General features: G+C 30.3%; 11 protein-coding genes and 1 tRNA gene. 3 read left to right on the forward strand and 9 right to left on the reverse strand.

The annotated features are described in order from the left end of the window. Window positions 1-4 precede the first annotated feature (4 nt). On the reverse strand, window positions 5-1,336 hold the full coding sequence (gene rsxC / locus BUB47_RS01250; protein ID WP_073183001.1) for an electron transport complex subunit RsxC: 1,332 nt from the start codon (window positions 1,334-1,336) through the stop codon (window positions 5-7). 236 nt (window positions 1,337-1,572) lie between these two features. On the opposite strand from rsxC, the gene BUB47_RS01255 reads away from it, so the two are divergent. Then, a tRNA-Leu gene (locus tag BUB47_RS01255) sits at window positions 1,573-1,658 on the forward strand. A gap of 84 nt (window positions 1,659-1,742) precedes the next feature. Here the strand turns inward: BUB47_RS01255 and BUB47_RS01260 are convergent. The 6 genes from BUB47_RS01260 to BUB47_RS01285 all read right to left on the reverse strand — a co-directional run bounded on the left by BUB47_RS01260 (window position 1,743) and on the right by BUB47_RS01285 (window position 10,038). Next, the gene (locus BUB47_RS01260; RefSeq protein ID WP_083529016.1) at window positions 1,743-3,725 is read right to left on the reverse strand and encodes a M13-type metalloendopeptidase; all 1,983 of its coding nucleotides are present in this window, start codon (window positions 3,723-3,725) and stop codon (window positions 1,743-1,745) included. Window positions 3,726-3,826: 101 nt separating this feature from the next. Continuing rightward, the gene (locus tag BUB47_RS01265; RefSeq protein ID WP_073183003.1) at window positions 3,827-5,167 is read right to left on the reverse strand and encodes an MATE family efflux transporter; all 1,341 of its coding nucleotides are present in this window, start codon (window positions 5,165-5,167) and stop codon (window positions 3,827-3,829) included. Window positions 5,168-5,274: 107 nt separating this feature from the next. After that, window positions 5,275-5,877 carry a cytidylate kinase-like family protein gene (locus BUB47_RS01270; protein WP_073183004.1) on the reverse strand — a complete coding sequence of 201 codons (603 nt, stop codon included), beginning with the start codon at window positions 5,875-5,877 and terminating at the stop codon, window positions 5,275-5,277. A gap of 18 nt (window positions 5,878-5,895) precedes the next feature. Next, entirely contained in the window at window positions 5,896-7,707 is a 1,812-nt protein-coding gene (locus BUB47_RS01275) for an ABC transporter ATP-binding protein (RefSeq protein ID WP_073183006.1), read from the reverse strand. Then, window positions 7,704-9,464 (reverse strand): ABC transporter ATP-binding protein, encoded by a 1,761-nt coding sequence (locus BUB47_RS01280; RefSeq protein WP_073183007.1) that lies wholly within the window; start codon window positions 9,462-9,464, stop codon window positions 7,704-7,706. The genes BUB47_RS01275 and BUB47_RS01280 overlap by 4 nt, the downstream gene beginning before the upstream one ends. Window positions 9,465-9,510: 46 nt before the next feature. After that, the gene (locus BUB47_RS01285; RefSeq protein ID WP_073183009.1) at window positions 9,511-10,038 is read right to left on the reverse strand and encodes a TetR/AcrR family transcriptional regulator; all 528 of its coding nucleotides are present in this window, start codon (window positions 10,036-10,038) and stop codon (window positions 9,511-9,513) included. A 179-nt stretch (window positions 10,039-10,217) separates the two neighbouring features. Here BUB47_RS01285 and BUB47_RS01290 point away from each other — a divergent pair, with 179 nt between their 5' ends. Both BUB47_RS01290 and BUB47_RS01295 read left to right on the forward strand, forming a co-directional pair. Then, entirely contained in the window at window positions 10,218-10,760 is a 543-nt protein-coding gene (locus BUB47_RS01290) for a biotin transporter BioY (RefSeq protein WP_073183011.1), read from the forward strand. Beyond that, complete coding sequence (locus BUB47_RS01295; protein WP_073183013.1) at window positions 10,753-11,142, forward strand: DUF1284 domain-containing protein; 390 nt, start codon at window positions 10,753-10,755, stop codon at window positions 11,140-11,142. Before BUB47_RS01290 ends, BUB47_RS01295 begins: the two co-directional genes overlap by 8 nt. Window positions 11,143-11,263: 121 nt before the next feature. On the opposite strand, the gene coaE is transcribed toward BUB47_RS01295, so the two are convergent. Beyond that, complete coding sequence (gene coaE, locus BUB47_RS01300; protein WP_073183014.1) at window positions 11,264-11,863, reverse strand: dephospho-CoA kinase; 600 nt, start codon at window positions 11,861-11,863, stop codon at window positions 11,264-11,266. Next, window positions 11,850-14,504, reverse strand: coding sequence for a DNA polymerase I (gene polA, locus BUB47_RS01305; protein WP_143270577.1), 2,655 nt, complete (start codon window positions 14,502-14,504; stop codon window positions 11,850-11,852). Before polA ends, coaE begins: the two co-directional genes overlap by 14 nt. Between the last annotated feature and the right edge of the window lie 51 nt (window positions 14,505-14,555).

Genomic DNA, 14,555 nt, shown 5'->3' on the forward strand with positions numbered 1-14,555 from the left:
CCTCCTATCTCTTTACTCTTGATTTTATTTCGCGCTTTGCTAATTTTATTGACTGTGCAAGATTTCTCTTAGCAGGACAAACAAAAGAACAAATTCCACATTCCATACACTGATCTGCATATAATTCATCACACAAATCTACATTGCCTTTTAATATCGCTGCATTAATTTCTGTTGGATTAATGTGCGCAGGGCAATGGTCTACACACCTTGAACATTTAATACAAGGTGACTCTTTATCATCTTTAACTTCCGCATTTGAAAATACTAATATTCCTGAAGTTGTTTTGGTAATTGGACTGTTTAAATCAAAAACAGATTTTCCAGTCATAGGTCCTCCACAAACTATTTCAATAAAATCATCTTTTACTCCTCCACAAAAATCTATAATATCTTTTACTGAAGTTCCAATTTTAACTAAAATATTTTTAGGAGTGTTAATACCACTTCCACTAACTGTAATTACTCTTTCATAGGATGGTCTTCCTTCAATAACAGCTTCATAGAACGCAAGTGTTGTTCCAACATTCGTCAAAAAAACTCCTACATCATTAGTAACTCCATTTTGAGGAACTATTCTATTTACTACAGCCTCTGATAATCTCTTTGAATCTCCCTGCGGATATTTCGTCTTACATCCAACTACTTTTAAATTTTTCCACTCAGGATGTTCACTTATTTTTTCTTCCATAATAGCAATAGCATCGGGTTTATTTTCCTCTATTGCCATATATGAAACTTTCTCATTATAAAAATTAGAAAAAATTTCAAGACCTTTTAAAATTTCTTCTGTTTTTTCAACCATTATCCTATGGTCACATGTAAGAAAAGGCTCACACTCTGCACCATTTATAATGCATTCGTCAAGCACGGGATCTTCATTTCTAAGCTTTGAATGTAATGGAAAACCTGCTCCTCCCATACCAACTATTCCCTTGTCTTTAATGAACGAAATAATTTCATCCATTGAAACGTCTTTATAGTTTAGTAGTGGTTTAGGTTCAACGTTTTCATCTTTACCATCATTTTCTATGACAACACATTCACAATATCTTCCATCAGCAGTATACATATTTTCAATAGATACTACAGTGCCAGAAACGGATGAATGTACTGATGAAGAAATAAAAGCTTCTGAATCTCCAATCTTTTGTCCGACTTTAACTGTGTCTCCCTTTTTAACTATTGGAATACATGGAGCACCTATATGCTGACTCATTGGTATGTATACAGTGCTAGGACTGGGCATTTTCTCAATAGAAGCATGCTCTGTCAAACCTTTATGTTCATCCATGTGAATTCCACCTACAGAAAAAGTAAGATTTCTTGAACTCATTTACTTCACCTCAATTATAAAATTTTACTCTGTTAAATTAAAACAATAATTTAATTATAACACTATTTTTTTGGAATGTATATTCCATATACTAAAATTGTTAAAAATTTTTAAGCAATTCCACATTGAGTAATCATCTCTGTAATATGGAACTGAAAACGTTTCGTTTAGATTTTTTATCATTCTTTTAATTATTATAGAAATAATTTAATATATATAGTATAATTATAAAAATTGCGGAGGTGCTGGAATGGAAGACAGGCATGTTTGAGGGGCATGTGCAATTATTTGCGTGAGGGTTCAAGTCCCTTTCTCCGCACCATATACATAAAAACATACCTTTAAAAGCTAAAATTACTATCTAACTCGTAAAGGTATGTTTTTTTAATTCTCAAATAAATATAAACTACCAAATATCTGCTCGTTTCTCTGGCTCTACATACATTTTATCAGTTTCTTTTACATCAAATGTTGTGTAAAAATCATCTATGTTAGAAAATTGAATATTCACACGAAGTTTATCAGGTGCATGAGGATTTTCTTTTAACCAAAGTTTTTGATACTCAGGTGTATATTTTGTACGCCATCCCAATGCCCAGCTAGTGAAAAATTCTTCTAAATTTGCATCAGGCTCTTTTTTAAGCACTGCTAATGCAACACTCAATCCTCCTGCATCCGCTGTATTTTCATCAATTGTCAATTTTCCATTAACTGTTCCCTGTTCCATTTTCACTCCGTCAAATTGAACTAGTAAATCATCTGTGCGCTTTTTAAATTCCTTGTGGTCTTCTTCAGTCCACCAGTTCTTTAAGTTTCCATTTTCATCAAATTGAGCACTAGTTGGATCAAAAGCATGAGAAATCTCATGACCTATAATTGCTCCAATACTTCCATAGTTCTCACTAGTTGTCTGCTCAGAACTATAATATGGCGCTTGCAATATAGAAGCAGGAAAAGCTATACTATTTTGTTGACGATTGTAATATGCATTTACATTTTGAGCAGGTTCTGCCCACTCTACTCTATTTACCGGTTCAAAATAAGAGTCAAATAGTGCTTTGTTTTCGGCTTTAGAAAAATTTAACATAATATCTAGAGCACTGTCTTCAGGTTTTATAACCATATCTTTATACTTCTTTGGCAATTGATCAGGATATCCTATTTTTAAAATCATAGTGTCTATTTTTTTAATGGCTTCTTTTTTTGTTGCATCAGATAACCACGTATTGTTTTCCAACCTACTTCTATACTCAGCTATTAGTTTCTCTGTCATTTCAGTAACATCTTTTTTAGCTTCCTCACCTAAATAAGTTTCTCCATAGTAAACGCCAATGGCGTCGTTAAATGCAATGGTTGCTGTCATATAGTAAATTTCATCAGTTGTAACGTCAATTGGTTCTTCTCCCATTTCTATATTTGCATCATTTCGAACTTTATCAAAATCTTGAGATATAAAAGACGAACCATAATTTAGCATTTTAATATACATCCAATATTTAAAATCTTCAAAGTTTTCTTCAGACACAACTGCATCAATATTTTTGAAATATTCAGGGTCCGTTAATATAACCTTATCAGGCATTCCTCCAATAATATCTTCTATAATATTTTTGAAATCTATTGATTTGCTCATTGCAGTAAAATCTTCTACAGAGTAGGGATTGTACCCTTCCAACACATCTTCCGTGTCACTGTCATCTATATCTTCTATATTTAATTTTCCTATTACTTCATCAAATTTCATCGCTTTGCCAACTATATCAATTGCTTCTTCCTCTGTTTTGCCAACCATCATCAGCATTTTTTGATATAGTGAAATATAAACTTTATGATTTTTCTTTGTCTCTTCATTATAATCATTATAATCCAATATTGTCTCCAAATTTGGTCCAAAATGAAGTGTATGTTTTCTAGTATCATGCATGTCAGTCCCTACTGAAGCAACAAATGGTAGAGAATACATTCCATTTATGGTAAATTCACCTGCATGGTTATTGAAATCCTCCAAATTTGACATACTTTCAATTTCTTCTAAGTATGGCATCAAAGGAGTTGCACCTTCTTTATTTCGTCTATCTACATCCGAAAGGACTTGATAATATTTAACCATTTCCTTTGTTTCTGCAGTTGGCGCTTCTATTTCACCTGAAAACATTTTATTTAAATCTTCTTTTACTGTAGCCTCAACAGATCTTTGTAAATCGCCCATACCTCCAATTGAAATTTCACCTTCAGGAATTTTAGCACTGGCAATCCACTCTCCATTTACATAATCATAAAAATCGTCCTGTGGACGCAGTTTGCTCTCTTGGGTTTTACTACATCCGGAAAGTAGAAGTACTGTTGTAAGTGCCACAATTCCACTTTTAATTTTGATATTTTTAAACATCTCATCCTCCTCTTATATAAATTAAACATAAATTAAATATTTTATTTTTATAGTTTGACTTTTAAAGCATAACATAAAACTTAAATAAAACCCCTAATTTTTTAAATTTCTCTAAGTAAAATTTTCCTATAACAAACATAGTATAAAGTTCCGATGACATCTGCTAAAAACCAACCTATTGGTATTGAAATCCATATCCCTATTAATCCTATTTTAGGATTTGGAGATAATAAATAAGACAACCACACTCTTGTACCCAAAGATATAATTGTAAGGACTACAGACATTCCCGCTTTTCCAATTCCCCTATAAAACCCATATAATAAAAATAAAATTCCAATCAATAAATAAAAAGTTCCCTCTATTTTTAAATACTTTACTCCTATGGAAATTATTTCAATTTCTTCTGACTTTACAAATATTTTCATTAGCAATGGAGCGGTAGAAACTACAGCGATGGAAATTATAATACTAAATATTATTACTAAAATAAGAGAAGATTTAATTCCCTTTTTTATTCTACTAGTCTTTCCGGCTCCATAGTTTTGTGCAATATATGTGGAAAAAGAATTTCCAAAATCCTGTAATGGCATATAGGCAAAAGAGTCGATTTTTACAGCAGCTGCAAAGGCAGCTGTCACTGTCACTCCAAAGCTATTTACAAGCCCCTGTATCATTAAAATCCCAAAATTCATTACAGACTGTTGAACACTGGTGAGTATTGAGTTTTTAGCTATTAATTTTAAAATTATTTTATTAAACTCAAAGTGCCTCTTCTCTAATTTTAAATTGGACATTTTCTTAAAATAGTAAATAACACAGCAAAGTGCCGATATAAATTGAGCTATCACTGTTGCAATAGCCGCTCCGGCAACTCTCCAGTTTAATAAAATTACAAATATTATATCTAAAACTATATTTATAACTGCCGATATAGCTAGAAATATTAAAGGTGAAAGTGAATTTCCCACACTTCTCAAAATAGCTGCAAAAAAATTATATATAAAAGTAAACATAAGTCCTGAAAAAATTATTATCAGATAAGTTTTTGTTTCACTGTAGGATTCCATAGGTATATTTAAAATTAATAGTATTTTATCCAAAAATAAATACACCGCTATATTTATAATTAGAGTAATTATTCCTATCAGGCAAAAAGCATTAAAAACTCCACTTTTTAATTCCTCTATTTTTTTAGCTCCGTAAAACTGTGCGAATACAACACCACTTCCCATACAAAGTCCCAGTGTTATTGAGGTTAAAAATGTCATTAGTGCAAATGATGAACCTACTGCTGCTAAAGCTGTTCCACCTAGGAATCTCCCCACTATAAGTGTGTCAACTACATTGTAAAGTTGCTGTAGTAAATTTCCTATTATCATTGGAATGCTGAAAAAAATTATTGAACGTAGCTCATTACCTTGTGTTAAATCTCTATCCATAAACTAAGCCTTTCTAAAATTATGTATTTATTTAATAATACCATAAATATATAGTCAGTTTAATTAAAATAAAGCATTATCTAATTTTAGATAATGCTTTATTTTAATTAAATATTTTTTACTGTTGCATATAATAAATTTACTATATTGTCTATTCCCAACATTTCACTATTTAAAATCATGTGATAATTTTTAGGTGACTTCCACTCTATTCCTGTGACAGCTTTAAAATAATTTGATCTTCGTTTATCAAACTTTCTAAGTGTCGTTTCAACTAAAGACGGATCTACATTATAGACATTTACAGCTCTTTCTTTTCTAAATTTTAAATTTGCATGAATAAATATCTTCATTACATTTTCTCTGTCTTTTAACAGTCCTGCTGCCCCTCTTCCCACTATTACACATGGATTTAAAGATATTTCCCTTACAATCTCAGACTCAACTAATGCTAGTCTCTGCTCTTCTGTCAAACCCGGATTAAATCCCTTTGTAAGGTTTGCCAACATATTTAAACTAAACAGCAAATTTCCTGTCATACTCTCTTCCAAGTCTTTAAGTTCACTTGGAGACATATTCATTTTTTCTGCGGCTCTATCTAGTATTTCTTTACTGTAGCATGGAATATTTAGCTTTTCTGCTAATTTTTCTCCCACTTCTAATCCGCCAGTTGCAAATTCTCTTTCAATTACAATAACATTATAACTCATATTCTACACCTCTTTACATTATGAAACTTGTTCGAACTGACTATTGTATAAATCTGCATAGAAACCACCTTTCTTTAAAAGTTCTTCATGATTTCCACTTTCAATTATATCACCATTATTCATAACTAAAATTACATCTGCATTTTTTATTGTTGAAAGTCTATGTGCTATTACAAAAGAAGTTCTACCTTCCATTAACTTATCCATAGCATTTTGAACTATACGCTCTGTTCTTGTGTCAATAGAACTTGTAGCTTCATCTAATATTAATAACGGTGCATTTTGAATCATTGCACGAGCTATTGTAACTAATTGTTTTTGTCCTGTTGATAAATTTGCCTTGTCATTTAAAACTGTATTATAACCTTCTGGAAGAGTTTTTATAAAGTGATCTAATCCCACGACTTTGCAAGCTTGAACAACTTCATCATCTGTGACTCCTTCTTTAGCATAAATTACATTTTCCTTAATGGTTCCCTCAAATATCCATGTATCCTGTAATACCATACAAAATTGTTCACGAACATTTTCTCTGGTAACTTCACTTGTCGGTATTTCATCAATTAAAATTTCTCCACTATCTAAGTCATAGAACCTCATTAATAAATTAACTATAGTGGTTTTTCCTGCTCCTGTTGGACCTACAATGGCAATTTTTTGTCCGGCTTTTACCTTTACTGAAAAATCTTTTATTACCATCTTATCCTTGTCGTATCCAAATTTTACATCTCTAAATTCAACGTCTCCTCTTACATTTGATAGTTTTTTAACTTTTCCAGATTCAACTTCCATTTCTTCTTCATCTAAAAATTCGAATACTCTTTCACTTGCAGCTGCAGTTCTCTGTAAATTTTGCATTGCTTGAGCTATCTGTGATAGTGGTTGCGTGAAAAATCTGATATATATCATAAATGCCACTATTACACCAAAGGAAATTTTACCTTGCATAACTAGTACAGCACCTACTATACAAACCATTACATATCCAAAGTTTCCTATAAAATTCATTAGTGGTGTCATTAATCCTGACATAAATTGTGACTTCCAGCCACTTAAATATAAGTCATTATTAATTTTGTCAAACTTCTTTGTTGCTATTTTTTCTCCATTATATGCTTTTACAATAATGTGACCCGAATAAATTTCTTCTATGTGTCCATTTATATTTCCCAATTCTCTTTGTTGCTCTACAAAATACTTTTGTGATTTTGACATAATGAGTAACATTAATACAAAGCCTATTACTGTTGATGCCACCGCCGTAAGAGCCATAGTTACATTATTGTAGAGCATCATTCCAAGTGCTCCAAAGAACATTGTAATAGCTCTAACTAAAGTGTCAATACTCATATTTAATGTCTGACCAATTGTATCTACATCATTTGTAACTCTACTTATAACATCTCCATAACTTACTCTGTCAAAATATTTTAAAGGTAATCTATCTATTTTCCTAGAAATATCTGTACGCAAATTTTTTGAAATTTTTGCTGTTATTGTAGCCATTATATAGTTTTCTACCATATTTAAAAATAGAGCTGACCCATACAATATTACAAGAACTTTTACAATGTTAGAAATAGATACCATATCAATCGCTTTTACTATTGTCTGACCATTAATTATAGCAGGAAGTCCCTTTGATATTTCATTAGTAACATCTTTTAATTTATCTGGTCCAACTATTTGAAATACTGTTCCCATTATTGCAATAACTAATGTCAAAAGTATTGCCGGCATATATCTTTTACAATACTTAATTAATTTTCCCCAAGTCTTTCTAAAATTGTTTGGCTTATCTATAGGACCATGCATTTTTTGACCTCTCATTGCAATTCCTCCTCGCTTAATTGTGACATGGCAATTTCTCTGTAGACATCGCAACTTTTTAATAGTTCTCTATGAGTGCCCTTACCAACAACTTCGCCTTCATCTAGCACAACTATTTGATCTGCATCTATAATAGTTCCTATTCTCTGTGCAACTATCATGCTAGTAACGCCCTTTGTTTGTTCTTTTAACTCGCTTCTTAAAATTTTATCTGTCTTATAGTCCAAAGCAGAAAAAGAATCATCAAATATATAAATTTCAGGCTCTCTACATATTGCCCTTGCTATAGATATACGCTGTTTTTGACCTCCTGAGACATTCGAGCCCCCTTGAGCTACTAAAGCATCATATTGTCCATCCATTTGTTCTACAAAGTCTTTCGACTGAGCAATTTCTATTGCCTTTTTAACTTCCATATCTGTGTATTTTATATCTTTGCCATTGTCTCCATAGGCAACATTCGATCTAATTGTTCCTTTAAACAGTACTGCTTTTTGAGGAACATATCCTATTTTATTAAATAAACTCTCCTGTTTGTAATCTTTTACATTTACTCCATCTACTAGTACTTCTCCCTCTGTAACATCAAAAAATCTAGGTACTAAGTTAATTAATGTAGATTTACCACTTCCTGTAGATCCAATAAATGCAACTGTCTCTCCTTGCTTAACTGTAAAGTTTATATTTTTTAATATATATTCTTCTGCATCCGGATATTTAAATGTGACATTTTTAAAAGTTACTTCCCCTTTAACATTGTCCAATCCTTCAGTTAAATCTCCATCTACTATAGTAGGTACAGTGTCTAACACTTCATTTATACGCTTTGTTGAAACACTGGCTCTTGGATACATTATAAAAATAACGACTAACATCATAAATGACATAATAACTTGAACAGAATAAGATGAAAATACAACCATATTTGAAAATAACCCCAGTTTTTCTGTCGCCTGTGCAGCATTTATTAAATTTGCACCTATCCAGTAAATAGATAGAGTTAATACACTCATACTTATATTAATGACCGGCATCATAAGTGACATAGCTCTATTTGTAAATAAAGTATTATCAGTTAATTCCGTATTTGCAACTTCAAACTTTTCACTTTGAAAGTCTTCAGCATTGTAAGCTCTAACAACTCTTAATCCTGTTAAATTTTCTCTTGTAATCCTTGTTAAATTATCTGTTAAAATTTGCATTTTTTTAAATTTAGGAATTACAAAAATTGTAATTACCATTACTAAAATCATTAAAACAGCTACAGTCACTCCTGTTGCTATTGACCATTCAAATCCCTTTCCAGATATTTTTATGATTGCCCATACAGCCATAATTGGAGCTTTAACAGCCAATTGTAAAGCCATAGTTATAAACATCTGTATTTGAGTTATATCATTAGTTGATCTAGTAATTAAACTAGAAGTAGAAAACTGATTTATTTCTGTCATAGAAAGTGATTCAACTTTATTAAATAGTGTACCTCTCACTGTCTGTGAAAAAGAAGCTGCTACTCTTGCAGCAAAAAATCCCACAATTATTGCCGATGCTAAACTTCCTAGGGCACATATAATCATGTAGAAGCCCACATTTAATATTTCATTTAATTCACTTCCCGGAGTTTGAACTAATCTTGTAATTTCCGACATATAGTCAGGTAATTTTAAATCAAGCCAAACTTGTACTACAACAAATATTAGACAAAATCCTACCTCCCACCATTCCTTTGATTTTAAATACTTAATAAGTTTTAACATAAGATGATTTCCTCCCAACACATTATATTAATTAAAAATATCACTTTTAAATTGACATTTTTGTAATTAAATCTATTAATTTTTCTTCACTAATTTTTTTATCTGACTTTAACCAATAAAATATTGTACTGGATATTCCACCAGCTATAAAAGCTACTTCATATTCATTGTTTTCTTTTTTACTATCAATATTTGCTTTGTTTCCAATATTTCTTATACTCATTGCCAATTCATCAACTATTAAATATGCAATTCTATTTTCCACTAACATTCTTACAAAGTCGTCATTTTCCATTAAAAATTTTAAAAAATATTGTGCTATTAATTTTACATTTTCATGGTATTCAACTTTTGAGTCTGGATATATTTCTTCAAAAGATCTTTTAATATAAAATCTTAGAACATCTTCTTTAGTAGAAAATAGTTGATAAAAAGTTTGTCTTGAAAGATTTGCCTTTTCACATATATCTTTTATTGTAATTTTAAATAGCGATTTACTCTTCATAAGTTCTAATAGAGATTCCACAAAACACTCTTGAGACCGTATTGCTATTGGATTTTTACCTGTATACATAAAATCTTCTCCTTATAACTTTTGAACACTGACACCTGTCAACGTAATTATTAATTATATTCTTAACTATGACACTTGTCAATGTTAAATTCAATTGTCAACCAAATTGAATTTTTATATTGACAAGTGAGTTTTGTTTAATTATAATTAATTTATCAAAAGAATAAGGAGTTTTAATTATGAAGAAAAAATTATCAGTTCACGATCTTTGTTATATTGGAGTTTTTACAGCAATTATCTCTGTAGTTTCTCAACTTAGTATCCCTATGCCCTACGGAGTTCCAATGACTCTACAAACTTTTATTATACCTTTAGCCGGCATAGTCTTAGGACCTAAAAATGGAACTATAGCATCGCTTATATACATATTACTTGGTGCAATAGGAATTCCTGTATTTGCGGGATACAACGGTGGTCTTGGAAGTATTTTTGGCCCTACTGGCGGATTTATTATTTCATTTCCACTAATGGCACTTTTAGCAGGTATAGGTGCTAAAAATTCTAAACACTCTGAATTAATTATAGGACTAATTTTAGGAACAATTATAAATTTTGCCTTTGGAGCAATTTTCTACAGCTTTGTAACTGCTAATAGTCTATACATGGCTTTTATAGCTTGTGTCTTGCCATTTATTCCAACTGCTATTATTAAAATAATACTAATTGATGTTTTAGGATTAAAAATTAAATCATCTGTACTTAAGGGAAATTTATATGTATAAGTTAAGACCTCACCACTTATTATGTACTCAAGGCTACAGCGGAAATGGCTATAGTGAAGATTTTGTAGATAATATGAATACTATTACAAGCTATCTTAGAAATAATTTAAATTCTAAAATAGAAATTATATTTTCAACTGACGACTTATGTGCTAGTTGTCCCAATAAAATCGGAACCAATTTATGTAAAGACAATTTTAAAGTTCAAAGCTACGACGAAAAAATAATAAATTACTTTAATATTGAAGAAAAAATATATAACTACAATAAAATTGTAAGTGAGATATTCTCTAAAATAACACCTTTAATTTTAGAAGATATTTGCTCAAATTGTGCTTGGTATCCAATTAGCAGGTGTAGAAAGAATATACTGCAAATTTAATTACTTAAGTACTAAACAATAAATTTTTCTACTATTTATAAAAATATACATTTTTAACATCCTTAAAATAATAAAGACCCTAAAAATTTGATTAAAATCCATCTTTTAGGGTCTTTATTATTTATAATTTTTTTAATTGAAACAGTATTTGTCTTTTTAAATCATCAACGCTACCATTATTTTCTATTACAACATCTGCAAATTTAATTTTATCTTCCACTGGCATTTGAGAGTTTATTTTTTTTATTGCATACTCTCTATTAATTTTATCTCTATTCATTAACCTTTCAATTTGTATTTCTCTTTTTGTATATATAAGCCAAATGGAATTTATTTTTAAATCATAGCCCATTATTTTATCCAGCTCTTCAATTAACAGTGGAATATCGAGAAATATTAACTTTTCATCTAACTCTTTTACTTTTAAATTAATAGCTTCAAATATAGCAGGGTGAGTTATACTATTTAACTTTTTAAGATTTTCTCTATTTCCAAATACAATTTTTCCAAGTTTACTTCTATCAATTTTTTTTTCAGTTAAAATATCGCCATTAAAGCTATTTCTAATTTTATCTATTATATTTTCTCTCTCTAATATTTTATGAGCTATTTTATCAGAGTCAATTACTTTATATCCCAGTTCTCTTACTATGTTTACAGCTTGGCTCTTTCCAGTTGCAATACTACCTGTGATGGCAATTATAGTTTTATTTTGTGTCATACAAACTACTTCCCACTTCCATATCAACTTTTAATTTTACTTTTAACTCAACTGCTTGTTCCATAATATCTTTCATTAATTTTTTTACTTTATCAGCTTCATCTTCTTTTGCATCTACTATTAATTCATCATGGATTTGTAAAATTAATTTTGACTCTAATTTTTCATCTCTCAATGCCTCATATACTTTTACCATTGCTATTTTTATTATATCGGCTGCAGAGCCCTGTATTGGAGTGTTAAATGCAACTCTCTCCCCAAAGGACCTGATGTTGTAATTTTTAGCATTTAGCTCTGGAATATATCTTCTACGCTTTAAAATCGTCTCTACATATCCCTTACTTCTGGCTTTTTCTACTTCATTGTCCATATAATCTTTAATTCCACTATAGTGTTTTAAATACTTTTCAATGTAATCAGCTGCAACTTTTCTAGGAATATTTAGATTTTGGGAAAGTCCATAATCTGAAATCCCATATACTATTCCAAAGTTTACAGCTTTTGCTCTAGATCTTAAAAGTGGTGTTACATCGTCAAAGTCAACTCCAAAAACCTCAGATGCAGTTCTCCTGTGAATATCGTCATCATTGTCAAAAGCTTCTATCATATTTTTATCATTTGAAATACTTGCCAAAACTCTAAGCTCTATTTGAGAGTAGTCTGCATCAACTAATAGGCAGTCTTCAGATGCTAAAAATGCCTTTCGTATCAATCTTCCCTCGTCTGTTCTTATTGGAATATTTTGTAAATTTGGGTCAGTTGAAGATATACGTCCTGTTGAAGTAACTGTTTGATTAAAGTGAGAGTGAATTCTACCTGTATCTCCATTAATTAGTTCTTTTAAACCATCTACATAAGTAGATTTTAATTTTGCAAGTTGTCTATATTCTAAGACGTAATTTATAATTTCGCCCTTGCCTTCTAGTTTTTCCAGTACATCTGCACTTGTAGAGTAACCTGTTTTTGTCTTCTTTATAACCGGATAATTTAACTTTTCAAATAAAATCACACCTAATTTTTTAGGAGAGTTAATATTAAATTCCTCCCCTGCTTCTCTATAGATATTTTTCTCTAATTCTTTAATCTTTATATCTAGATTATCTCCAATATCATCTAAGACAGAGCTCTTTGTTCTAATTCCAATAAACTCCATAGAACTTAGTACTTCAACGAGTGGCAACTCTATTTCATAGTAGAGTTCATCCATTCCCTGCTCTTTAATTTTTTCCAATTGCAGAGATTTTAAATTATGGATAGTATTTAAATAAAATGCAAAATATTTTTTTAATTCATCTTCTTCAATTTCAGAAAACTTTTTGCTTTTTTTCCCTTTGCCCAATAGTTCATCTAAGTCCATATATCCTATACTGAAATAAATATTTGAAAGGTTGTTAATATCATAATTTGACTCAGTGGAATTTAAAATATACTCTGCAATCATAGAATCATAGGTATAGTTTTTTATATCTATCTCATAGTCCATTAAAATCATAATGTCTTCTTTTAAATTGTGTCCTATTTTTTCAATGTTTTCATCTTCAAATATTGATTTTAATTTTAATGTTTTTTCATCATCTATATTTAATATTACCGGAGCATCATCATTAACTTTTATAGCTAAATATATAGGCTTAATAGATTCATAAATCTTACCATCAGTTACAAATTTAAATGCGAAAGATTTTTTACTATGAATACTGTCTATTACTTCATCTAGCGACTTATCTTCATATTTAATTAAATCTCCTGATATCATTTCAATATCAGCTTTGTGAAATTCTTCAGGAAGTCTTTGTAATAGAGTATTAAATTCATATTCTCTATACATATTTGACAAGTCTTCATAGTTTCGCTCTTGAATTTTTAAGTCTTTAATTCCCACATCTAAGGGTACATTTCTAACTATAGTTCCCAATTTTTTACTCATAAAAGCTTGAGTTTTATAATTTTCAAGATTTTCTTTTAACTTTTTCCCTGTAACTTTATCTAAATTGTCATATAAGTTTTCAATTGTACCGAATTCTCTTACGAGTTTTAGCCCTGTTTTTTCACCAATTCCCGGTACTCCTGGGATATTGTCTGAATTATCCCCCATAAGTCCTTTTAAATCTATAAACTCCTCTGGTGTGATGTCATAATCTTCCTTAATACTCTCCACCGATATAATATCCATTTCAGTAATACCTTTTCTTGTTAGGAGCACCTGTGTATTTTTATCAACTAGCTGAAAATAATCTTTGTCTCCAGTTAGTAAAATAGAATCATACCCTTCATTTTCTGCAGTTAAACTCAAGGTTCCCGCAATGTCATCAGCTTCATAAACCGGCGACTCTAAAATTTTTATATTCATTTTATCTATAATATCTCTTACAATGGGCCATTGTTGTTCTAACTCAGTAGGTGTCTTTTGTCTAGTCCCTTTGTAATCTTTATACAAGTCATTTCTAAAAGTCTTTCCCTTCATATCAAAACACACAACTAAATAATTTGGATTCACTTTTTCAATTGCATTCTCCAACATCATAATAAATCCATAAATGGCATTAGTATATATACCTCTTTTTGTCTTTAATAGCGGTAGTGCATAAAACGCCCTAAAAAACAGGGAAGAACCATCTATAATAAGTACTCTTTCTTTCAAACAAATCACTCCTTCTTTGTAATTATACATTATTCCAAAGTATATTTCAGA

This window comes from Anaerosphaera aminiphila DSM 21120 (assembly GCF_900129925.1).
GTDB classification, from domain to species: Bacteria; Bacillota; Clostridia; order Tissierellales; family Peptoniphilaceae; genus Anaerosphaera; species Anaerosphaera aminiphila.